The following is a 22,664-nucleotide window of genomic DNA, read 5'->3' as shown; positions in this document are numbered from 1 at the left end:
ATCCAGCCCTCACGCATAATGGGTCGGCAATTCCCGCGCCGCCTTCACCGTCTCCATCGAGATATAGGCGGACATGTCGAACAGCTCGATCCGCCCGACGAGCTGGCGATAGACCACGTCGTAATGCTCCACATTGGGCAGCACCATTTTGAGGATATAGTCGAAATTGCCGGTCAGCCGGTGCACTTCGACGATTTCAGGAATGGTCGCCACCGCCGCATGGAACTTGTCCAGCCAGCCCGCCTCATGGCTGCCGGTGCGCACGATGACGAAAACCGTGGTAGGCAGGCCGATCCTGCGGCGGTCGAGTTCGATCGTGGTCCGGGCGATATAGCCCTCCTCCCGCAATCTGGCGATCCGCCGCGAACAGGCCGAGGCCGACAACGCCACCAGATCGGCAATCTCGTTCACCGGCCTGTCCGCATCCGACTGCAACAGGCTCAACAATTTCCGATCACGCTCATCCAGCATCGACTGCTCCAGCTTCCTTGCATTTTTTAGGCGCACTTTAAAATATACCTGCAATTCTGAAGCAAGATCGCGCCGCAATCCACCCCTTTCCGCGCGCCAATTGCCCGCGCCTTGCGTCACAATCGCAGCCAGCAAGGAGAAACAGGAATATGAAGACCATCGGCCTGATTGGCGGCATGAGCTGGGAATCTACGGTGACCTATTACCGGCGCCTCAACGAGCAGGTCCGCGACCAGCGCGGCGGCCTGCATTCCGCCGAGATCGTCATGCGCTCCCTCGATTTCACCCGCGTGGTCGAATTGCAGAAGGCGGACCGCTGGGACGAGGCGGGAATGCTGCTCGGCAATGCCGCCGCCGATCTAGCCAAGGCCGGGGCCGATTGCGTGCTGATCTGCACCAATACCATGCATCTGGTCGCCGATCCGGTCGCCAGAATGGCGGGCGTGCCGCTGATCGACATCATCACCGAAACCGCCAAGGCCCTGCAGCAGGATGGCCGCAAGCGGCCACTATTGCTGGCCACGCGCTATACGATGGAACATGGTTTTTATACCGACCGGATGCGGTCGCTCGGCCTCGATGTCATCGTGCCCGCAACGGCGGAGCGGCAGGTCGTGCATGACGTCATCTTCGATGAACTCTGCAAGGGACAGATCCGCGACGGCGCCCGCGACGCCTATCTCTCCATCATCGAAACCGCCCGTGCCGAGGGGGCCGACTCGGTCATTCTCGGCTGCACCGAGATTTCGCTGCTGCTCGACCCCACCACCCTGGCCCTGCCGGGCTATGATTCCACCACCATCCATGCCGATGCGGCGCTGCGTTTCGCTCTGGAGGGAACATTGGGGCAAGCCGCCTGAGATGTGCCGCTTCCTCGCCTATTCCGGCCGGCCGATCTTTCTTGATACCTTGCTGATCGAGCCGCAAGCCTCCCTGGTCAGCCAGTCGCATTCGGCGCGCCAGGCCAAGACCGTCGTCAATGGCGACGGTTGCGGCATCGGCTGGTATGGCGCCCGGCCCGAGCCCGGCCTTTATCGCGGTACCCTGCCGGCATGGTCCGACGCCAATCTCGCCTCGCTCTGTCATCAGGTCGAGGCGGGCCTGTTTCTGGCACATGTGCGCTCGGCCACTTCGGGCGAGGTCTCGGTGGCTAATTGCCATCCCTTTGCCGCCGGGCGGCATCTGTTCATGCATAATGGCCAGATCGGCGGCTATCCCGACATCCGCCGGGCGGTGGAAGCGCTGATTTCCGACCGGCTCTATCCCTATCGGCGCGGCAATAGCGACAGCGAAGCCATTTTCCTCGCCGCTGCCGGCCACAATCTCGAAGCCGACCCCGCCGGGGCGCTCGCCGGAATTCTGGGCACCTGCTGCCGCATCCAGACCGAAAAAGGCATTGCCGAGCCTTTGCGCTTCACCGCCATCCTGTCGGACGGTGAAAAACTGCATGCCTTTCGCTGGGCCAGTGACGGCAAGCCGCCCTCGCTCTATTGGCGGCGCCTCGAAGCGGGCATTGCCGTAGCGTCCGAGCCGTTCAGCGCCTCGGGCGAGGACTGGCTCACGGTGCCGGAAAATTGCCACATGATCGTCGGCCCCGAGCCCGATTTCCGCGCCTTCACCATCAATTAGACTGCCCGGCGATAACGCTTCCTCAATCTATTAGGGGCTTGCTGGCCTGGTCGGTTCGTTGGGGACACACATGGCCATTTCCAGCATTTCCATCGCCGCCACCGGCATGCAGCGCGCCAGCCAGAAATTGGAAACAAGCGCCTCGCGCATCGCCCGTTTTGGTGCCGAGGAAGTCGACATCGCCACCGAAATGGTCAAGGTCATCGAGGCCAAGAACGACTTCAAGGCCTCTGCCAAGGTGGCGGGCATCGCCGCCGACATGTCCAAGGCCCTGCTCGACATTTTCGTTTGACCACCCGAACCATGCGCCGGATACAAAAACGCCCGCTGGCGCGGGCGTCTGTGTCTTGCTGATCCGACCTTAGCGTTCGGGCGGCGCTTCCACCATGCCGAGCGCCGACATATAGAGCTCCAGCAGGGCTTCCTGCTCCATGCGCTCATTGGCGTCCTGCTTGCGGATCGAGACGATCTTGCGCAGCACCTTGGTGTCGAAACCCGTGCCCTTGGCTTCGGCGTAGATTTCCTTGATGTCGGCGGCAATGGCCGCCTTTTCTTCTTCCATGCGCTCGATGCGCTCGATGAAAGCGCGCAGCTGATCCTGCGCGACGCTGTCCTCAACGGCCATGGCAAACCTCATAACGCTGGGCCCGGCCGCGATGGCGGAGCCCAAAAATCTCAAAAACCCTCGCGCCCCATCAACCTCAAGCGCCATTGTGGTTCAACCTTTTTATGGGCCAATCCACATCCAGACCCGCCGCCATCCCTGCCGGCGACAGCCCCATGCCCGCATTTCGGTCACAGAGGGCCATTAGCCATTGACCTCGTCAGGCCCATCGCTCAAACAGGGGGCAATTCCCAATTATGATCAACGGTCCGCTCGTGCGCAGCATCCGCCTCGTTCCCACTCTGCTGGTCGCCATCTTCACCGGCTTTCTCGCCTTCACCCTGCCGGCGCAGGCCGAATTGCGCGTCTGCAACCAGACCGCCAATCTGATTTCGGTGTCGCTGGGTTATCGCGCCGAGCGCGGCTGGATGAGCGAGGGCTGGTGGCAGACCCCGCCCGGCAATTGCCGCGTGCTCTATCAGGGCGAGTTGCAGAGCCGGTTCTATTACCTGCATGCAGTGGACGATATCGGCGGCGGTTCCTGGGCCGGCGAGATTTTCATGTGCACCCGCGACGAGACCTTTACCATATTCGGGGTTGAGGATTGCCTCGCCCGGGGTTATGAGCGCACCGGGTTCTTTGAAATCGATACACAGAACCGCTCCGACTGGACGCTCCAGCTCACCGAAAGCGCGGGCGTGCCCAGTATCGTCGGACCGGATCTGGAAGAAGATTTGGAAGACCCGGCCTTCCTGGTCGACCCCGACGCAATCCCAACGCCAGACGATATGGACACGCAATGAGACGGATCAGACGCGCCAAGATCCTTGCCACCCTCGGGCCTGCCAGCCACGAGGAAAACATGATCGAGGAACTGGCCAAGGCCGGCGCGGACGTGTTCCGCATCAATATGAGCCATGCCAGCCATGAATTGCTGCACCAGACCGTGGCGCGCATCCGCCGGGTCGAGGAGCGTCTCAACCATCCCATCGGCATCCTGGCCGACCTGCAGGGGCCCAAGCTGCGGGTGTGGAAATTCGCCGAGGGCGCCGTCAATCTGGTGGCCGGGCAGAAATTCATCCTCGACAGCACCGCCAATGATAAGGGCACGGCCGAGCGCGTTTATCTGCCGCATCCCGAAATCATCGAGAATGTCTCGGTCGGCGATCGCCTGCTGCTCGATGACGGCAAGCTGCAATTGAAGGCCACCAAGGTCGGCGGCGGCGTCATCGAAACCGAAGTGATCTATGGCGGCAAGCTCTCCGACAAGAAGGGCGTCTCCCTGCCCGATACGCTCCTGCCCACCGGCGCGCTGACCGAAAAGGACCATGCGGACCTGCTCGAAGCGCTCAAGGCCGAAGTGGACTGGGTCGCCCTCTCCTTCGTGCAGCGCCCCGAAGACATCATCGATGTGCGCAAGATCGTTCAGGGCCGCGCCGGCGTCATGGCCAAGATCGAAAAGCCGCAGGCCATTGAACGGCTGGAAGAGATCGTCAAGCTCTCCGACGCCATCATGGTTGCCCGTGGCGATCTGGGCGTCGAATTGCCGCTCGAAACCGTGCCGGGTCTGCAAAAGCGCATGATCCGCATGTGCCGCCGCTATGGCAAGCCGGTGGTCGTGGCCACCCAGATGCTCGAATCCATGATTACCGCGCCGGTGCCGACCCGCGCCGAGGTGTCGGACGTCTCCATCGCCGTGTTCGAAGGCGCCGATGCGGTCATGCTCTCGGCCGAAAGCGCCTCGGGCCAATATCCGGTCGAAGCCGTCGCCACCATGAACAAGGTGGCCATTGCGGTTGAAAGCGACGCCAATTATCGCGGCATCATCCGCGCCGCCCAGACCGAGCCGGAAGCCACCGCCGCCGACGCCATCTCGGCAGCGACCCGCCAGGTCGCCGAAACGCTCGACCTGGCCGCGATCCTCACTTATACGGCCTCGGGCTCCACCGGCATCCGCGCCGCCCGCGAACGGCCCTCCAAGCCGATCATCGCTCTCTCGCCCAATTTGCGCACCATCCGCCGCCTGTCGGTGGTCTGGGGCATTCATTGCGTGCAGACCGAGGACGCGGTGAACCTGGAAGACATGGTCGATCGCGCCTGCGTCATCGCCTATCAGGAAGGCTTTGCCCGCCCCGGCGACCGCATCGCCATCACCGCCGGCGTGCCGCTGGGCACCCCCGGCGCCACCAATATGCTGCGCATCGCCTTCGTCCGCCAGGACGGCGCCGGCTCAAGCTGAGCCCATCGCGATCAGCCGGATTCATCGGGGTTCATCAGCCCCGATGGATCCAGCTTGCCCTTTTGGGTTCAGAAAACCGACAATCTGCGCGACCCACCCCATTCAGTTCATTTGGGCCGGATTTCGAGAATAGCCGCTCATTCGTCCGCGATCAGGTTGTCCCTCGCCAACCCAGCAAGCGCATGGCATTCAGGGTGACGAGGACGGTGGCCCCCGTGTCGGCGAGAATGGCGGGCCACAGCCCCGTCATTCCGATGATTGTCGTAACCAGCAATACTGCCTTGAGCCCCAGCGCAATCGCGATGTTCTGACCGATATTGGCCATGGTAACCTTGGACAGCGCAATCATGTCGGCGATGTCTGACACCCGACCGTGCAGGATGGCAGCGTCTGCGGTCTCCAGCGCGACATCCGTACCGCCGCCCATGGCGATGCCGGTATCTGCCGCGGCCAGGGCAGGAGCATCGTTGATGCCGTCGCCAACCTTTGCCACCACTTGGCCTTCTGCCTGCAATGTGCGGACGATGCGCTGCTTGTCTTCCGGCAACAATTCGGCAAGCACTTTCATGCCGAGCATGTCACCGATGGCCTCAGCCGTTCGCTGATTGTCGCCGGTCAGCATTACCGTGCCGATGCCCCACTTTCGCAAGGCATCGAGACCGGCTCTCGCATCCGCTCGTGGCTCGTCGCGAATTGCGAAAACGCCGGCAATCACATCTCCGATCAGCAGCACCGAAACGGTTTTGCCCGCATCATTGAACGCCTCGATCCGTGTCCGCAGGTCGTGGGTGATGGAGGTTTTTTCCATTCCGGCGGCCAACGAGCCCAGGAACAACGCCTCGCCGCCGACGCTCCCCACGACACCTTTTCCGGGCACCGCCTTCAAGTCGAATGCCGGCGGGATCGGCACTTTGTCAGCCTTGGCTCTGGCCAATATTGCCAGCGCCAATGGATGGCTCGAACCGGTTTCCAGCGCTGCTGCCATCGACAGGATCTGGGTCTCGGAACGGCCGATACCGATAATATCGGTGACCTTGGGCTTGCCCTCGGTCAATGTGCCGGTCTTGTCCATCGCCACCATGGTCGTGGTGCGCAGCTGCTCAAGCACTGCACCACCCTTGAGCAGCAGCCCCCGCCGCGCACCGGCCGACAGCGCAGCCGCTATGGCCGCCGGTGTCGAAATCACCAAAGCGCAAGGGCAGCCGATGAGCAGGATCGCCAGCCCTCGGTATATCCACTCCCCCCAAACCTGCCCGAACAGCAAGGGCGGCACCACCGCCACCAATGCGCCCGCTACCAGCACGGCAGGCGTATAGACCCTGGAAAAGCGGTTGATAAACCGTTCAGTGGGCGCCTTGCTCTCCTGGGCCTCCTCCACCAGGGCGATCACGCGGGCAATGGTATTGTCCGCCGCCTTGGCCGTCACTCTAATCCGGATCACCGCATCGGTATTGATGGTGCCGGCAAAGACCGGATCGCCCGGCCCCTTGGATTTCGGCACGCTCTCCCCGGTCACCGGAGCCTCGTCGATGGCGCTGTTGCCCTCGACAATCTCGCCATCCGCGGGAACGCGATCACCGGGCCGGACCAGAACAATGCCTGCAAGCGGCAAGGCGGCAGCCGGCACCTCCCTCACCATGTCGCCTTCAACGAGCATGGCCGTCTTGGGCACGAGATCGGCAAGGCCTTTGATATTGGCGCGGGCGCGGCTGGCGGCAACGCCTTCGAGCAACTCGCCCACCAGGAATAGCAGCACGACCATTGCCGCCTCCTCGGCGGCACCAATGAAGACCGCGCCTATGGCGGCAATCGACATCAGCGTTTCGATGGAGAAGGGCGAACCTGCCAGGGCTCCGGCAAGCGCACGGCGGGCAATCGGCACCAGGCCCACCAGCAATGCCGCTACGAACGACCAATGACCTATTTCAGGTCGGATCCACCCCACCAGATATGCGAGCAGCAAAGCGGTGCCGCAGGCCAGGGCCAGCAAGACCCTCTTGGTTTTCCACCAGGGCAGGCTCTCGTCGTGATCACGATCACCCTGCGTGGGAACAGGCCCGGAGGCGCCCTGAGCCGAAGGTCTGTCGTTCGAGGCTGGAATCGGCGTCGTGGGATAGCCCAGATTGCCGATCCTGGTGGCAATGTCCTGCAGGTCGGCGTCGGCGGCATGCTTGACCGTCAATGTTCCGTTCATGACCGAGACCGAGACGTCCTCGACGCCGGCCACGCGCCGAGCCGCGATATCGACCTTGGATGCACAGGCAGCACAATCCATGCCTTCCACCCGAAAGCGCGACGTATTGAAATGCGCATCCATCTCACCGACTCCTTGCAATTCTGGGCGCAGGCATACATCCTCTAGTGGCTATAGGAGCAAGCACGAAATGAACAATGACATGGCGATCGGCGGCGCTTCTGAAGCCAGCGGCGTCAAGGTGCCCACTATTCGCTACTACGAACAGATTGGACTTTTGCTGCCGCCACCGCGTACCGATGGCGGTCGCCGCACTTATGGACAGGCCGATGTTGAGCGGTTGAGCTTCATCCGGCACTCGCGGGAACTTGGCTTTGAAATCGACCAGATTCGCACCTTGCTCCAATTACAGGATCGACCGGAGCAGTCCTGCGCCGATGCCGACGTCATCGCCAAGGCGCGCCTTTCTGAAGTACAGGATAAAATTGCCAGCCTGACTGCCCTGAAAGCGGAACTCGAACGAATGTTGGAGGGGTGCAGCCTCGGGCGTGTCGAGACCTGCAGGGTCATCGACATCCTGGCCGACCACGGAAAATGCAAGCATCATCGGCAGAATTCACCGCCGCAATGATCCCCTGCGGCAGAATAAAATGCCGCTACGCCCATCCAGAAGTTCGATGGGCTGCCACCCACAAACGACAAAACCCGCCATTGGCGGGTTTTGCGAACTGGTGCGGATAGCGTTGAGCGCTTAGCCCTGGCGGGCCTTGAAGCGCTTGTCCACCTTGTTGATGATGTAAACGCGGCCGCGACGGCGGACGAGCTTGTTCGCGCGGTGGCGAGTCATCAACGCCTTCAGCGAGTTGCGGATTTTCATCTATTTATCCTCGGTCAAACAAAAGGGGCGCCAAAGCGCCCGAAAACTGGCCTCGTCTTAGGGGAATTGACCCGCCCTGTCAACGCGCGCGCTTGCGGTTTTTGCCTTTTGCACCGCGTTAACGCGCATCGCCTAGACTGGCGGCAAAGACCTCTTGCGCGACCTGCTCATGGCCACCGAAACCATCACCAATCACGGCGTTCTGATCATCGACCCGCAACCCAATATGTCCGCGCTGGTCGCGAGCATGCTGCGCGCCATCGGCCGCCGCGACATCAGGGTGGCCGAAAACGGCGCCCAGGCTGCGATCGAACTGGACCGGCGGGTCTATGATGTCATCATCATCGACGACGCGGTCAGCAATCCCGACGCCATCGAGCTGGTGCGGCGCCTCCGCTCCAGCCCCGATGGCCGCAACCGCCTCACCCCGGTCATCATGATGGCCGCTGCCCCCGATGCCAGCCGCATCACCGCAGCGCGCGATGCCGGCGTCACCGAATTTCTGCGCAAACCCTTCGCCGCCGACCATTTGCGGGCCCGGCTCGACAGCATCAGCGCCAATCCGCGCGCCTTTATCGAGGCCGAGGCCTATAAGGGCCCCGACCGCCGCCGCCGCAAGCTCGACATCGGTGAAAAGGACCGGCGGGCCACCAACGACGCGCCGGACCAGGACTGATCAGGCGGCGCTGGCCGCCGCCGCCTCCCGGCGCATCCGCCGCCGCACTTCGCGCCGCTCCATCTCCACCTTGGGATCGGGAACCGGCACGGCGGCGATCAGCTTCTTGGTATATTCGTGCTGCGGATTGGACACGACCTGTTCGGCATCGCCCAATTCCACCACCTCGCCCAGATACATCACCAGAACGCGCTGCGCGATATGGCGCACCACGGCGATGTCATGGGAGATGAACAGCATGGAAATGCCCAGATCCTTCTGCAGATCCATCAATAGATTGATGACCTGCGCCCGGATCGATACGTCGAGCGCCGAAACCGCTTCGTCGCAGACCACCAGCCTGGGCCGGGTGATCAGCGCCCGGGCAATGCCGATGCGCTGGCACTGCCCGCCGGAAAATTCGTGCGGATAGCGGTTGATCATGGCCGGGGACAGCCCGACCTTGTCCATCATTTCCGCCACGCGCGCCATGCGCTCGGGCTTGCCCACTTCGGGTGAATGGGTGCGCAGCGGCTCGGCAATGATGGCGCCGGCGGTCATGCGTGGATTGAGCGAGGCCAGCGGGTCCTGGAACACCATCTGGATGTCCTTGCGCAGGGCCAGCAATTGCTTGGAGCTCATCTTCTGGACATCCTGGCCCAGCCACACCGATTCCCCGCCGCTGGCCTGCACCAGCCGGGTAATGGCGCGCGCCAGGGTAGATTTGCCCGAGCCGCTTTCCCCCACAATGCCCAGCGTTTCCCCCTGATAGAGGTCGAAGGACACGGACTTGACCGCCTTGAGGATGCGCTTGGGCCCGAACAGGCTCCCGCCCGGAAGATTGAATTCCACGGACAGGTCGCGGACCTTGAGAATGGGTTCTTTCTCACTCATGCCTGGCGCGCTCCCGTCATGAAATCATAGGACACGGTGGAGAGCCGATCGACCTTCTTGTCGAGGCGCGGCAGGGCGGCGAGCAGCCCTTGCGTATAGGGATGCTCGGCCCGCTCGAAAATGTCTTCGGTCTTGCCATATTCCATGACGCGCCCGTCGAACATCACCAGCGTGTTCTCGCAGGTGCCGGCCACGATGCCCAGATCATGGGTGATCAGCACGATGGCGGTGCCGAAATCTTCCTGCAGATCGACCAGAAGATCGATGATGCCGGCCTGCACCGTCACGTCGAGCGCGGTGGTCGGCTCGTCCGCGATCAACAATTCGGGGCTGCACAGCAGCGCCATGGCGATCATCACGCGCTGGCGCATGCCGCCGGAAAATTCATGCGGATACATGTGGATACGATTGGCCGCATCGGTGATCCGCACCGCGTCGAGCAGCCGCACGCTTTCCGCTATCGCGGCCGAATGGCTCATGCCCTTGTGCAATTCGAGCACTTCGGTCATCTGCCGCGAAATGCGCAGATAGGGATTGAGCGAGGTCATCGGGTCCTGGAAGATGATGCCGATGCGCTGGGCGCGATAGGCATTCATCTGCTTGCGCGGCAAATTGAGGATTTCCTTGCCGTCGAACCGGACCGATCCGGACGCCTTGCCGTTCTTGGGCAGGAGCCCCAGAATGGCGAAGGCTCCCTGGGTCTTGCCCGAGCCGCTCTCGCCCACGATGGCGAGGGTCTTGCCCTTGTCGAGCGAATAGCTGAGATCCTTGACCGCGTTGACGATCCCATCCTGAGTGGTGAAATCCACCTTCAGATTTTTGACTTCGAGTAAGGTCATCTTTCCAGTCCTATCGGTCCTTGGGATCGAGCGCATCGCGCAGCCCGTCGCCGATATAGGTAAGGCAGAACAGCAGCGTCACCAGCACAATGGCGGGCGCCAGCAGCAGCCAGGGCATCACTTCGGCCACCGGCGCACCGGCGGAAATCAGCGTCCCCAGCGAGGTCTGCGGCTCCTGCACCCCCAGGCCGAGATAGGAGAGGAAGCTCTCGGCGATGATGATTTCGGGAATGGTCAGCGTCGCATAGATCACCACCGGCCCGGTCAGGTTGGGCACGATATGGCGCATGATGATGGTGAAGGGCTTCACCCCGCCGGCCCGCGCCGCCTCGACGAATTCCTTTTCCTTGATCGACAGGGTCTGCCCGCGCACGATGCGCGCCATGGTCAGCCATTCGATGGCGCCGATGCCGATGAACAAGAGCACCGGATTGCGCCCGAACATCACCACCAGAATGATGACGAACAGGATATAGGGCAGCGCATACATGATATCGACGAAGCGCATCATGATCGCATCGACCCGGCCGCCGAAATAACCCGCGACCGCGCCATAGACGACACCGATGGTCACCGACACCACCGTCGCCACCAGCGCCACGATCAGGCTCATCTGCGTGCCCTGCAGCACGCGGGCCAGCATGTCGCGGCCATTCTGGTCGGTGCCCAGATAATGGCCCGCCTCGAAATTGGGCGGCTTGCGGATATTGCTCCAGTCGACCTGGGAATAGCCCCAAGGCACGAAATAGGGGCCCAGGATCGCCACGATGACGATCAGTACCAGGATGGCGATGGAGATAACGGCAGCCTTGTTGCGGGCGAGCCGGCCCAGCGCATCCTGGGTCAGCGAGCGCCCCTTGGGAGCGTCGAGGCTGGCCAGCTTGTTCGCATAGGCGGTGAGAACCTGGTCCTTGCCAGTCAATCCAGGCATCAGCGATACCTCACCTTGGGGTCGAGCCACGCATAGACCAGATCGACGATCAGGTTGAGGGCGAGAATGATGAACATGTACAGAATCGTCGTGCCCAGCACGACGCCATAGTCGCGGTTGAGCGCCGCGGTCACAAAATATTTGCCGATGCCGGGCAGGCCGAACACCTGTTCCACCGCCAGCGAGCCGGTGAGGAGATAGGACAGGCCAGGCCCCAGATATGAGACTACGGGCAGCAGCGCCGGCTTGATCGCATGCCGGGCTACCACTAGGCGCTCGCCCAGGCCCTTGGCCCGCGCCGTGCGCACATAATTGGAACCCAGCACCTCGATCATCGAGCCGCGCATGAGGCGCGAGATGCGGCCGGCATGGGGCCAGGCCAGCACCGTGACCGGCAGGACCAGATGCAGCCAGCTGCCATTGACCCAACCACCGGCCGGCAGCCATTTGAGATAGACGCCGAACCAGAGCTGAAGCAGAGCCGCCATGAGGAAATTGGGGATCAGCACGCCCACCATCACGCCCAGAACCAGCACATAATCGGGCCATTTGTTCTGATAGACGGCGGCGACCATGCCGGCCAGCATGCCCACAAAGGTCGCGATGACGAAGGCCACCAGCGCCATGGTCAGCGTGAACGGGAAGCCGATGGAGATCAACTGGCTGACATTGAAGCCATCGATCACCATGGAGGGACCGAGATCGCCCTGCAGCAGGCGCCACACATAGATGAAATATTGCACGATCAGCGGCTGATCGAGATTGTAGTGCGCGCGCAGATTGGCCAGCACGGTCGGCGGCAGGGCGCGTTCACCATCGAACGGACCGCCGGGGGCCAGGCGCAGAATGAAGAAACAGGCCGTAACGGCGATCAGCGCAATCGGAATGGCCGACAGCACACGCCTGAGGGCATAAGCCAGCATTATTCGGAACTCCATGGCCGGGGCGCGACGTCAAAGCGGAGGAAACGCGCCACACGGACAAAAGAACCGTGGGGACCAGAGGCCCCCACGGTTTTAAAGGTCTACCGCTTATTCCGACTTGGACAGCCAGCGGGTGCGGAAGATGTTCTTCGGGTTTTCTTCAAAGCCCGAAATCTTCGGCGAGACGACATCCTTGGACACATACCAGTAGATCGGGATGGCAGCGAATTCGTCCATGGCGATCTTTTCGGCATCGGCCAGCAACTGACCGCGTGCGGTCAGATCCAGTTCGGTTGAGGCCTGGTTCAGCAGCGCATCGAACTCGGCGTTCGAATAGCGGCCGTAATTGTTGCCCCAGTTTATCGTGCCGCCCTGGTCGACACCGGTCTTGAGCAGGTCGAGCGTGTTGGACGGATCGTTATAGTCCATCAGCCAGCCGGCGCGGCCCACCTGGAAGTCACCGACACGCAGGGCGTCGTAGTGAACGGCGGTTTCGGCGTTGAACAGCTCGATCTTGACGCCAATCGGCTCCCACATGGCGGCAAGCGCCACAGCGATACGCTGGTGGTTGTCGTTGGTGTTGTAGCGCAGCTGCAGGGTCAGCGGCTTGTCCGGGCCGTAACCGGCTTCGGTCATCAGCGCCTTGGCCTTTTCGACGCGCTCGTCATAAGCCACGTCGGCCCAGGCGGGATGATAGGCATGCTCGACATAATTGGCGGCGCCCGGCGGCACCCAGCCATAGGCCGGCAATTCGCCGGTGCCCAGGATATCGGGCCCGATCACGTCGCGCACGATAGTGGTCGAAAGCGCTTCGCGGATACGGATGTCGGAGAGAACCTGGCCCTCTTCCTGGTTCATCACGTAGTAATAGATGCCCAGGAACGGGGTCACATGCGCCTGACCGGGCATGTTTTCCTCGAGCCACTGATATTGGTCGGCCGGGAAATCGGTCAGGATGTCGAACTCGCCCGCGCGGTAGCGGTTGAGTGCAGCGGCCTGATCTTCCAGGACGTGATAATAGACCTCATCGATCTGCACATTGGCAGCATCGTAATAGTCGTCGTTCTTTTCGGAACGGACATAGGAGCCCGGCAGCCATTCCTTGACCAGGTAGGGGCCGTTGCCGACGATGTTCTCGACCTTGGTCCACTCATCGCCCAGCTTTTCCACCAGATGGCGGGGAACCGGATAGGCGGTGTAATGGGTCAGCGCTTCGAGGAAGAACGGGGTCGAGGCATTGAGGGTGATTTCGAGCGTCTTGTCGTCGAGGGCCTTGACGCCCAGCTCGTTGAAATCGGTGAGCTCGCCCGAATTGATGGCTTCTGCATTGAGGATCGGGAACTGCAGATAGGCATAATCGGCGGCAGTCTTGGGATCGAACAGGCGCTGGAAAGCGAAGACGAAGTCGCCCGCGGTCACCGGCGTACCGTCGGACCACTGGATGCCGTCGCGCAGGTGGAACGTATAGACCGTGCCGTCCTCGGAAATTTCCCAGCTCTCGGCCTGGCCCGGAATGGCGTCGGCGCTCGGGCTCTCGGTAAGGAGGCCTTCGATATAGTCGCCGATGACGCGGTTTTCCCAGTCACCGGATGCCTTGTGCGGGTCGAGCGTGCCCGGATCGCCGCCATTGTGCAGCTGCAGCGTCACCGCAGATGCGGCGGTGCTCATCATCAGCGCGAGGGCGCCAGCGGTCGTTACCGCCTTAAGGGTTGTGGTGAGCTTCATTCTCGTCCCATCTCCTTGTGGAATTCCTGAAATGCCTTTTGCCCGCGCATTCATGGCGCAGGTCTATCTCGCTTGAGGTCGTTTTGACCGACCGATCAAGATTGATGGACGGTATCCCGCAAATCCGTCCACTGACAAGCAAAAGATTGACCCAAACGTCATCCGCCGCCCGATTGTGAACCCGCAGGCGACATCAAAAAGAGCACGGCTTTGCGCGCCGACGCCACTTAATAGAAATTCATGCCAATTTCATCGTTGGTTCCAGCGGCAGGCGCAAGTGCGTCCCTCCCCGCAACCGCTCGCCTTTAGGACAGAATGCCGCTGCCCTGTGCAAAAAAGATGATCAGCGCCAATGCGAACAGCAGCGCGAAGGGCAGCCAGGAGGGCATAGCCCCACCCGGCGTCTTCGCCGGCTGGTCCTTGGACTTTTCATTGGGCTTTTCGGGGCGCCGGAACTTGATGACATTATCGCTCATGCCGCACTTTCTACCAGAGCCGCGACGCCCATGCCACCGGCTGTGCATACCGAGATCAAGGCCCGCTTGTTCGCCTGCCCGGACACCAGCTTGGCGGTGAGGCCGAGAATGCGGGCTCCGGTAGCGGCAAAAGGATGACCATAGGCCAGGCTCGATCCCTTGACATTGATCCGGGCGGGATCGATCTCGCCCAGCACCGTCTCGCGTCCCAGCACGTCGCGGCAATAGGCCGGGTCTTTCCACGCCTTGAGCGTGCACAGGACCTGCGCCGCAAAGGCTTCGTGCAATTCGAAATAATCGATGTCGGCAAAGCCGAGCCCCGCCTTGTCGAGCATTTCGGAAACGGCGATCGTGGGGGCCATGAGCAGGCCCTCCCCATGGGCGAAATCATTGCCCGCCACCCGCCCGGTGGTCAGATAGGCCAGGACTGGCAGGCCCCTTGCCTTCGCCCAGTCCTCCGACGCCAGCAGCACGCCCGATGCGCCATCGGTCAGCGGCGTCGAATTGCCGGCGGTCAGCGTGCCCAACCCGCTTTTCTTGTCGAAGGCGGGCTTCAGCGTCGCCATCTTTTCCATATTGGCGTCGGCGCGCACATTGTTGTCCCGTACCAGACCGGCGCATTGCACCAGCAGGTCGTCGTGGAAACCCTCGTCATAGGCGGCGGCGGCATTGCGATGGCTGGCCACTGCCAGCGCATCCTGATCCTCGCGCGCAATCTGCCATTCCCGCGCCATCAATTCGCAATGCTGGCCCATGGAGAGGCCGGTGCGCGGCTCGTTGACCGAAGGCGCCACCGGAGCCAATTCGCCGAAGGAAAAGCCCTTGGTGAAGGCCTTGAGCTTCTGCCCCGTGCTTTTGGCGGCATTGGCATTGAGCAGCCGGTGCTGGAATTTCGGACCGAAGACGATGGGGCTGTCCGAAACGCTGTCCGATCCGGCGGCGATGCCGCTGTCGATCTGTCCCGAGGCGATCTTGCCCGCCAGCACCAGGGCCGCCTGCAAGCTGGTGCCACAGGCGATCTGCATGGTGGTGCCGGGCGTGCGCGGCGACAGGCCGGCATCGAGCAGCGCCTCGCGGGCAATGTTGAAATCGCGCGAATGGTTGATCACCGCCCCGGCGATCACCTCATCCACCTTCTCGCCCTTGAGGCCATATTTATCGGCCAGCCCGGCAATGGTCGTGCCCAGCATGGAAAGATTGGTCTCCTCCACATAGGCAGTACCGCCACGAGCGAAGGGAATACGGGCCGAGCCGACAATGGCAACGCGCTTGAGTTCGGTCATTTTCAATTCTCCATCGCCGATGCGTCGGTTCCTGCGTCTCCCTCCCCCTTGAGGGGAGGGATCAAGGGAGGGGGGGCAAGCCTGTCCACAGGTTCCGAACTCGCGGTGAGGCCGCAACCCCCACCCCTGGCCCCTCCCCTCAAGGGGGAGGGGAGCGATCCTGCACACAATTGAAACATATCCATCACGCCCGCCCATCCGCGCGCGCCTTCATCGGGCCGCCGAGGAAGGGCGCGAAGCCGGTTCCCATGATGACCCCGATATCGGCCAGGTCAGGCGAGGCGACGACGCCCTCCGTCACCACCACTTCGGTCATGTCCACCAAGGGCTTGACCAATTCGCGCCCCAGCGCGGCGAGGTCGGCATGGGGCGGCACCGGGCCCTTGATGGCCTTGCCCTTCTCCCATTTGTAGAAGCCCTCATTGCTCTTGCGGCCCAGCTTGCCCGATGCGATCAGCCGCGCGAAAAGACTACCCTCGGGCACGTCATGGCCCAGTTCGGTCGCCACCGACTTGCCGACATCGAGCCCCACCGTGTCCATGAGCTCGATCGGCCCCATCGGCATGCCGAAGGCGACGGCCGCCGCGTCGAGCAATTCCTTGCTCTCGCCCTTTTCCACCCGCTCCACCGCGCCCAGCATATAGGGCATGAGCACGCGGTTGACGAGAAAACCGGGGGCCGACTTGACCACGACCGGCGACTTGCCGATGGCCTGGGCGAAGCTTGCACCCTTGCCGATGGCTTCTTCGGAATTGAAGCGCGAGCGGATCACCTCGACCAGCGGCAATTGCGCCACCGGATTGAAGAAATGCAGCCCGATCAGCCGCCCCTTGTCCTTGAGCACCTCGGCAATGCGTTCGAGTTCAATAGAGGAGGTATTGGTGGCCAGGATCGCGCCGGGCTTGAGCCGGTCTTCCAGCCCCGAAAAGATTGCCTGCTTGACCTCGAGCTTTTCCACCACCGCCTCGATGATCACATCGGCGCGCGGCACGCCCAGCCCCTGCGGGTCGGCGGTCAGCCGCAGCATGGCCGCATCGACTTCGCGCTTTTTCTTGTAGCGCTTCTGAAACAGCTTTTTCGCCCGGTCCAGCGCCGGCTGGATGCGCGCCATGTCCAGATCCTGCAAGGTCACGCTCATCCCGCGATAGGCGCACCAGGCGGCGATGTCCCCGCCCATGACCCCGGCGCCGATCACATGCACACGGGCGAATTTGGCGCCCTTGATGCCCTGTTTCTTGAGGCTTTCCGAGATGAAGAACACCCGGCGCAGATTGGCCGCCGTGGGCGAACCCATCAGCGGCACAAAGGCATCGACCTCGCCGCGGATCATGGCCCGCCAGTCATTGCCGTGCTTTTCGAACAGCTCGATCAGCGCATAGGGCGCGGGATAATGCTCCTTGCGCGCCTTCTTGCCCGCCTGTTCCCGCATCTTGCCGGCCACATAGCTGCGCAGCGGTCCCACCGCCATCAATCTCTTGCTGAGCGACGCTTGCTCCGATTTGCGCCTGGAAAGCACCGCCTTGCGGGCTTCCCAAGCCAACATGTCGCGATGGCGCACCAGTTTATCGACGAGGTTGAGCCCGCGCGCCGCCCCGGCCCGCAACATCTTGCCGGTCAGCATGATGCTCATGGCATCGACCGGACCCGCCTGGCGGATCGAGCGACCGGTGCCGCCGAAGCCGGGGAAAATGCCCAGATTGACCTCGGGGAAACCGATACGGGTTTTGTCATCATTGACGGCGATGCGGTAATGGCAGGCCAGCGCCAGTTCCAGCCCGCCGCCGAGGCAGAAGCCATGGATACCGGCCACTACCGGCACCTTGAGGCTCTCGATCCGGGCGAACAGGGCATGGGTGCGCCTCAGCGCATCCGGCAGCACCGAAAAATCGCTCATCGCGTCGAATTCGCTGACATCGGCCCCGGCGATGAAGCCGCTATCCTTGCCCGAGAGCAGAGCCACGCCCAAAACTTCGCCCGATGACGCCAGATCCTCGATCCGCGCCACCAGCGTCTCAAGCTCCATGATCGCCTCGCGGCTCAGCACATTCACTGAACCTTCGGGCGAATGGATGATCAGCCAGCCGATCTTTTCGAGATCGGTATGGAAGCTCCAATGTTTCGTCTCGGTAGCCTGTGGGGCGATCATTTTTGCTCCTCAATCTTTCGGCTTTTCACCGATAGTCTTGTCGAGGTGCTCCCACCTCCATTGTGCTGCCCTCGGGCTTGACCCGAGGGTCATTTGCAGCATTCCGCCGGCTTTCAATGGTCCCCGGGTCAACCCCGAGGACAGCCCGGAATATGGCCCCTATTCCGCCGCCGCGCGCGGCGGGGTTTCCTTGAGCACGTCCATTTCGAAATCGTCGACATGCACCGCCCTTTCGGTGGCCTCGTCCGCCGCCCGCATGATGCCCGCTTCATTGCCGTTGAGCACGCCGGCCGCCACGGCATCGTCGATGGCATCGCGGTCGAGCCGGCGCTCGAACACGCCCTTGCGCGCCGCCTTGATGAAGCGGGCCTCGATCTCCTCGGCCTCGGTCACCTTGATGAAGGCGTCCTCGAGCACCCCGGTCACATCGTCGGGATCGTTGGTCATATAGACGCCGGTGGTCAGCCGGTCGCGGAAGGCGCCGGGTCGCAGAACGGCGCGCGCGAAGCGGTAATTGACCCGGTCCGAAGCGCGCCTGGCATGCCGTCCCAGCGGGAAGCAGAGGAAGCGCATGGCATTGGCAAAGACCGGATTGGGGAAATTGGCGAAGACCTCGCCGAAAAGACGTTCGATAGTGGCCACCCGGTCGGTCATGATCGCATCGACCAGTTCCCGGTCCTCTTCGATCCGCCCTTCCTCGTCGAAGCGCTTGAGCGTCGCCGACATCAGGTAAAGCTCGCCCAGCAGGTCCGCCATGCGGCCCGAAAGTTTCTGCTTGCGCTTGAGCGCCCCGCCCAGAACCACCGTCGTCCAGTCCGCCACCAGCGCAAAATCCTGCGCATAGCGATGCAGCCGCCGATACCAGCGCGCCATCGGCCCTTCATTGGGCGTCGAGGCGAAAGCGCCATTGGTGAGCCCGTGCAGGAAGCTGGCCACGATATTGCGCAGCATGAACTTGGTATGGCCGCCAAAGGCCAGATCGAAAGCGGCAAGGCCCGCCTTTTTGTCCTTGTTCTGCGCCGCCTGGATTTCGCTCAGCAGATAGGGATGGGCGCGCAGCACACCCTGCGCGAAGGTCATCAGCGTGCGGGTGAGGATATTGGCGCCCTCCACCGTGATCGCCACTGGCAGCGCCTGATAGGCGCCGAACAGGTAATTGCCCGGCCCGTCCTGGATGGCGCGGCCGCCCTGGATGTCGAAGGCGTCGTCCATGCTGTCGCGCATGGCTTCGGTCGTGGTATATTTGAGCAGGCCCGCAATGACGGCGGGGCGCTGGCCCTCATCCACCATCGAGGCAGTCAGCCGCCGCGTCGCCTCGAACATATAGGCGCGCTTGACCATCTCGCCCAAAGGCTCGGCCACCCCTTCCATGATCCCCACCGGAATGCCGAATTGCCGGCGCACCCGCGCATAGGCCGAAGTGGCGCGCAAGGTTGCCTTGATCGAGGTCGTGCCGATGGCCGGCAACGAAATGGCGCGCCCGGTCGAGAGGCATTCCATCAGCATGCGCCAGCCCTGCCCGGCATATTCAGTGCCCCCGATGAGGAAATCCATGGGGATGAACACGTCCTTGCCACGCACCGGCCCGTTCATGAAAGCCTGCCGCGCCGGATAATGGCGGCGACCGATATCGAGACCGGGATGGTCATGCGGGATCAGCGCCAGGGTGATGCCGATATCCTCGCCGCGCCCCAGGTGATTATCCGGATCCTTGAGCAGGAAGGCCAGGCCCACCAGCGTGGCGATGGGCGCGAGGGTAATATAGCGCTTGTCGAAGCTGAGACGGACGCCCAGCACTTCCCTGCCCTCATGCATGCCCTTGGTGATGACGCCGATGTCGCGCATGCCCCCGGCATCGGAGCCCGAATGCACCCCGGTCAGCGCGAAGCACGGCACTTCCTGGCCACTGGCGAGACGATGGAGATATTTTTCCTTCTGCTCGGGCAGGCCGTATTTTTCCAGCAATTCGCCAGGCCCGAGCGAATTGGGCACCATGACGGTAATCCCCGCCGCCACCGAGCGGCTGGCGATCTTGGAGACGATCATGGATTGCGCCTGCGCCGAAAAGCCGAGGCCACCATGCTCCTTGCCGACCAGCATGCCGAGGAAACCCTTGGTCTTGAGGAAATCCCAAAGCTCCGGCGAGAGGTCCGCGCGATTGTGCCTGATGTCCCAATCGTCGATCATCCGGCAGGCGATTTCAGTCTCGTTGTCCAGAAAAGCCTGCTCCTCGGCGCTCAGCGTCAGGGGCCGGATCTTCATCAGCTTGTCCCAGTCGGGCCGGCCGGAAAACAATTCGGCATCCCAGCCCACCGTGCCGGCATCGAGCGCTTCCTGCTCGGTGCGGCTGACCCTGGGCAGGATGGATTTGACCGCCCCATAGATCGGCGGCAGCAGGAGCGCCATGCGAAGCGGCCTGACCGCCAGCACCAGGAGCACCGCGCCGAGGCCGATCAGCACAAAGGCGAACCAGCCAAGGCGATAGATTGCCCCCGCCTGGGTGAAATCGAGGCCGGACAGCAGCCCGATAATGACGAAGGCCGCGCCCCATTGCCAGAGCGGGCTCTCCCGCATCGACATGGTCGCAAACACGACAAGACTGATCAGTACCAGCAAAAGGATCATCGCCCTCATCCTCCTCGGACGGGAACGATCCACAAGACAGGAACGTTGCCGCCATTCCTTCCGAGCGCCTTCGGCCGGAGCGATCACCGCTCCTGGGTCGCAAAAGCGCGACATACGAAACCCGCACCCCTTCGGCGTTTTCCTCAAACGCGCCGGAGATTCGGTCCCGGACCGGCGCCGATCGGAATCGGTCCGGCCTTCCCTTGCTTGCGCCACACCATAGCGCGGCAAGGGGCTCTCACATAGGGTCAGTTTACCTGAATTGACCTATACGTCAACTAGAAGACCATTGCGTCTACTTCTCGACAATAGCTGTCGATTCCTGTCCGGCACCGAATTGACGCTAACGTTAACAAATGGAATAGTTTCCGCATGCCGGCCTGCCGGCCGCAATCGGGGAAAACCCGCCGCTCTCGCAATGAGAGACATTGGAGGAGGAAACGATATGGACACGAGTGCCGGCCAGGACAGCCTACGTCCCTGGATTGCCAGCTATCCCGAGGGGATCGACTGGCACGCCAGGATCGATGAGACCCCCGTCCATGAACAGGTTCTGGCCGCCTGCGCCAAAAACCCAGGCGCGCCGGCGCTCGATTTTCTCGGCGGCACCACCACGTTTGGCGAACTGGCCCAGCGCATCAACGCCTTTGCCGGCGCCCTGCAATCGCAGTTCGGCGTCAAGAAGGGCACGCGCGTGGCACTGATGCTGCCCAATACGCCCTTCTACCCCATTGCCTATTATGGCGTGTTGCGGGCCGGGGGCACCGTAGTCAATTGCAACCCGCTCTATACCGTGCCCGAACTCACCCATATCGTCGCCAATGCCGGCGCCGAGATCATGGTGACGCTCGATCTGCGGCAGATCTACGAAAAGGGCGAGGCGCTGCAAAAGGCCGGCCACGCCAAGACGCTGATCGTCGCCCACTTCCCCAATGCGCTGCCGACGGTCAAGAAAATCCTGTTCTCCATCGCCAAGCGCAAGGATCTGGCCAGGCCGGTCTATTCGGACCGGATCGTCTCGTTTGAAAGCCTGCTGGCGCGCGGCGACAAGCCCGGCGTCGTGGCCATCGATCCGCGCAAGGACATCGCCATCCAGCAATATACCGGCGGCACGACCGGCATCCCCAAGGGAGCGCTGCTCAGCCACGCCAATATTTCGGCCAATGTCAGCCAGATCGACAAATGGGGGGACGGGCTGTTCTATGCCCCCTCCAAGGTCATTGCCGTCCTGCCTTTCTTCCACATCTTCGCCATGACCGTCTGCCTCAACGTGCCGCTGAGCAATGGTATTCCGGTGATCATGCTGCCGCGCTTCGAGCTCAAGGATCTGCTCGGCGTCTTCGCCCGCACCAAGGCCAATATCCTGCCCTCCGTGCCCACCCTGCTCAATGCCGTGGCCCGCGCCGACAGCGTCACCCCCGAACAGCTCGCCAGTCTGGAAGTGGCCATTTCCGGCGGCGCCGCCCTGCCCGATGAAGTGCGCCACGCCTTTGCCAAAAAATCCTCCAAAGCCATCCTCGCCGAAGGCTATGGCCTGACCGAAACCTCGCCCGTCGTCTGCTGCGCCGCCCTGCGCAAGCCCTCCAAGCCCATGTCCATCGGCCTGCCCCTGCCCGGCACCGACATCCGCTTCGTCGATGTCGATAGCGGCGAAGTCGTCGGCATCGGCCAGAATGGCGAACTTCAGGTCAAGGGCCCGCAGGTCATGTTGGGCTATTACGACAATGCGGAGGCGAGCCGGGACGTGTTCATGGATGGCTGGCTGCGCACCGGCGATGTGGGGCACATGGACGAAGAGGGCTATGTCTTCCTCGTCGATCGCATCAAGGATCTGATCATCTGCTCGGGCTTCAACGTCTATCCCCGCGTCATCGAGGAAGCATTGATGGCCCATGCGGCGGTCGAGGAGGTCAATGTCATCGGCGTACCCGACGAATATCGCGGCGAGGCCCCCATCGCCTTTATCAAGCTCAAGGCGGGCCAGTCGGCCAGCGAGGCCGATCTCAAATCCTTCCTCAACGGCACGCTCAACAAGATCGAGATGCCGCGGGAAATCATCTTTAAGGACGCGCTGCCCAAGACCCTGATCGGCAAGCTGTCCAAGAAGGAATTGCGCGAGGAATATGCGCAAAACAAAGGCGCAAAGCGGTGAA

Annotated in this window: 21 protein-coding genes; 8 read left to right on the top strand and 13 right to left on the bottom strand. The window is 62.4% G+C overall.

From position 1 onward, the window contains the following. Positions 1-9: 9 nt before the first annotated feature. Positions 10-471 (bottom strand): Lrp/AsnC family transcriptional regulator, encoded by a 462-nt coding sequence (locus H0482_RS08440; protein WP_193729580.1) that lies wholly within the window; start codon positions 469-471, stop codon positions 10-12. Positions 472-620: 149 nt separating this feature from the next. Between H0482_RS08440 and H0482_RS08435 the strand changes: the two genes are divergently transcribed. The 3 genes from H0482_RS08435 (at position 621) to H0482_RS08425 (ending at position 2,392) form a co-directional block, all read left to right on the top strand. Further along, entirely contained in the window at positions 621-1,331 is a 711-nt protein-coding gene (locus H0482_RS08435) for an aspartate/glutamate racemase family protein (RefSeq protein ID WP_193729579.1), read from the top strand. A gap of 1 nt (position 1,332) precedes the next feature. Further along, positions 1,333-2,100, top strand: a complete 768-nt coding sequence (locus H0482_RS08430; protein ID WP_193729578.1) for a class II glutamine amidotransferase — start codon at positions 1,333-1,335, stop codon at positions 2,098-2,100. A gap of 70 nt (positions 2,101-2,170) precedes the next feature. Beyond that, positions 2,171-2,392, top strand: a complete 222-nt coding sequence (locus H0482_RS08425; protein ID WP_210319115.1) for a flagellar basal body rod C-terminal domain-containing protein — start codon at positions 2,171-2,173, stop codon at positions 2,390-2,392. Positions 2,393-2,461: 69 nt separating this feature from the next. On the opposite strand, the gene H0482_RS08420 is transcribed toward H0482_RS08425, so the two are convergent. After that, a complete protein-coding gene (locus H0482_RS08420) occupies positions 2,462-2,725 on the bottom strand; it encodes a DUF2312 domain-containing protein (RefSeq protein ID WP_046106295.1) in 264 nt (87 codons plus the stop codon). A gap of 236 nt (positions 2,726-2,961) precedes the next feature. On the opposite strand from H0482_RS08420, the gene H0482_RS08415 reads away from it, so the two are divergent. Further along, entirely contained in the window at positions 2,962-3,507 is a 546-nt protein-coding gene (locus H0482_RS08415) for a DUF1036 domain-containing protein (protein WP_193729577.1), read from the top strand. Beyond that, a complete protein-coding gene (gene pyk, locus H0482_RS08410) occupies positions 3,504-4,943 on the top strand; it encodes a pyruvate kinase (protein ID WP_193729576.1) in 1,440 nt (479 codons plus the stop codon). The genes H0482_RS08415 and pyk overlap by 4 nt, the downstream gene beginning before the upstream one ends. Positions 4,944-5,094: 151 nt before the next feature. On the opposite strand, the gene H0482_RS08405 is transcribed toward pyk, so the two are convergent. Further along, on the bottom strand, positions 5,095-7,260 hold the full coding sequence (locus H0482_RS08405; protein WP_193729575.1) for a heavy metal translocating P-type ATPase: 2,166 nt from the start codon (positions 7,258-7,260) through the stop codon (positions 5,095-5,097). Positions 7,261-7,327: 67 nt separating this feature from the next. On the opposite strand from H0482_RS08405, the gene H0482_RS08400 reads away from it, so the two are divergent. Beyond that, the gene (locus H0482_RS08400; protein ID WP_193729574.1) at positions 7,328-7,768 is read left to right on the top strand and encodes a MerR family transcriptional regulator; all 441 of its coding nucleotides are present in this window, start codon (positions 7,328-7,330) and stop codon (positions 7,766-7,768) included. Positions 7,769-7,888: 120 nt separating this feature from the next. Here H0482_RS08400 and ykgO read toward each other — a convergent pair whose 3' ends face one another. Next, positions 7,889-8,014 (bottom strand): type B 50S ribosomal protein L36, encoded by a 126-nt coding sequence (ykgO, locus tag H0482_RS08395; RefSeq protein ID WP_046105532.1) that lies wholly within the window; start codon positions 8,012-8,014, stop codon positions 7,889-7,891. Positions 8,015-8,168: 154 nt separating this feature from the next. On the opposite strand from ykgO, the gene H0482_RS08390 reads away from it, so the two are divergent. After that, a complete protein-coding gene (locus H0482_RS08390; RefSeq protein WP_193729573.1) occupies positions 8,169-8,690 on the top strand; it encodes a response regulator in 522 nt (173 codons plus the stop codon). Here H0482_RS08390 and H0482_RS08385 read toward each other — a convergent pair whose 3' ends face one another. The 9 genes from H0482_RS08385 to H0482_RS08345 form a co-directional block, all read right to left on the bottom strand. Then, positions 8,691-9,563, bottom strand: coding sequence for an ABC transporter ATP-binding protein (locus tag H0482_RS08385; RefSeq protein ID WP_193729572.1), 873 nt, complete (start codon positions 9,561-9,563; stop codon positions 8,691-8,693). Beyond that, positions 9,560-10,402, bottom strand: a complete 843-nt coding sequence (locus H0482_RS08380; RefSeq protein ID WP_193729571.1) for an ATP-binding cassette domain-containing protein — start codon at positions 10,400-10,402, stop codon at positions 9,560-9,562. The genes H0482_RS08385 and H0482_RS08380 overlap by 4 nt, the downstream gene beginning before the upstream one ends. Positions 10,403-10,412: 10 nt before the next feature. Next, positions 10,413-11,333 carry an ABC transporter permease gene (locus tag H0482_RS08375; protein ID WP_193729570.1) on the bottom strand — a complete coding sequence of 307 codons (921 nt, stop codon included), beginning with the start codon at positions 11,331-11,333 and terminating at the stop codon, positions 10,413-10,415. Then, positions 11,333-12,256 (bottom strand): ABC transporter permease, encoded by a 924-nt coding sequence (locus H0482_RS08370; protein ID WP_193729569.1) that lies wholly within the window; start codon positions 12,254-12,256, stop codon positions 11,333-11,335. The genes H0482_RS08375 and H0482_RS08370 overlap by 1 nt, the downstream gene beginning before the upstream one ends. Positions 12,257-12,364: 108 nt before the next feature. Next, a complete protein-coding gene (locus tag H0482_RS08365; protein WP_230989510.1) occupies positions 12,365-13,981 on the bottom strand; it encodes a peptide ABC transporter substrate-binding protein in 1,617 nt (538 codons plus the stop codon). Positions 13,982-14,286: 305 nt separating this feature from the next. Then, on the bottom strand, positions 14,287-14,457 hold the full coding sequence (locus tag H0482_RS08360; protein ID WP_193729568.1) for a hypothetical protein: 171 nt from the start codon (positions 14,455-14,457) through the stop codon (positions 14,287-14,289). Continuing rightward, positions 14,454-15,740: an acetyl-CoA C-acetyltransferase gene (locus tag H0482_RS08355; RefSeq protein ID WP_193729567.1), complete on the bottom strand. Its 1,287-nt coding sequence runs from the start codon at positions 15,738-15,740 to the stop codon at positions 14,454-14,456. The genes H0482_RS08360 and H0482_RS08355 overlap by 4 nt, the downstream gene beginning before the upstream one ends. A 184-nt stretch (positions 15,741-15,924) precedes the next feature. Continuing rightward, positions 15,925-17,886, bottom strand: coding sequence for a 3-hydroxyacyl-CoA dehydrogenase NAD-binding domain-containing protein (locus tag H0482_RS08350; RefSeq protein ID WP_193729566.1), 1,962 nt, complete (start codon positions 17,884-17,886; stop codon positions 15,925-15,927). A 159-nt stretch (positions 17,887-18,045) separates the two neighbouring features. Beyond that, the gene (locus H0482_RS08345; RefSeq protein ID WP_193729565.1) at positions 18,046-20,511 is read right to left on the bottom strand and encodes an acyl-CoA dehydrogenase; all 2,466 of its coding nucleotides are present in this window, start codon (positions 20,509-20,511) and stop codon (positions 18,046-18,048) included. Between the two features lie 445 nt (positions 20,512-20,956). Here H0482_RS08345 and H0482_RS08340 point away from each other — a divergent pair, with 445 nt between their 5' ends. Continuing rightward, on the top strand, positions 20,957-22,663 hold the full coding sequence (locus tag H0482_RS08340) for a long-chain-fatty-acid--CoA ligase (protein WP_193729564.1): 1,707 nt from the start codon (positions 20,957-20,959) through the stop codon (positions 22,661-22,663). Position 22,664 lies beyond the last annotated feature (1 nt).

The organism is Devosia faecipullorum (assembly GCF_015158295.1).
Classification (GTDB): Bacteria; Pseudomonadota; Alphaproteobacteria; order Rhizobiales; family Devosiaceae; genus Devosia; species Devosia faecipullorum.
The sequence above is the reverse complement of the archived record's forward strand: the minus strand, read 5'-3'. Positions and strand labels throughout refer to the sequence as shown.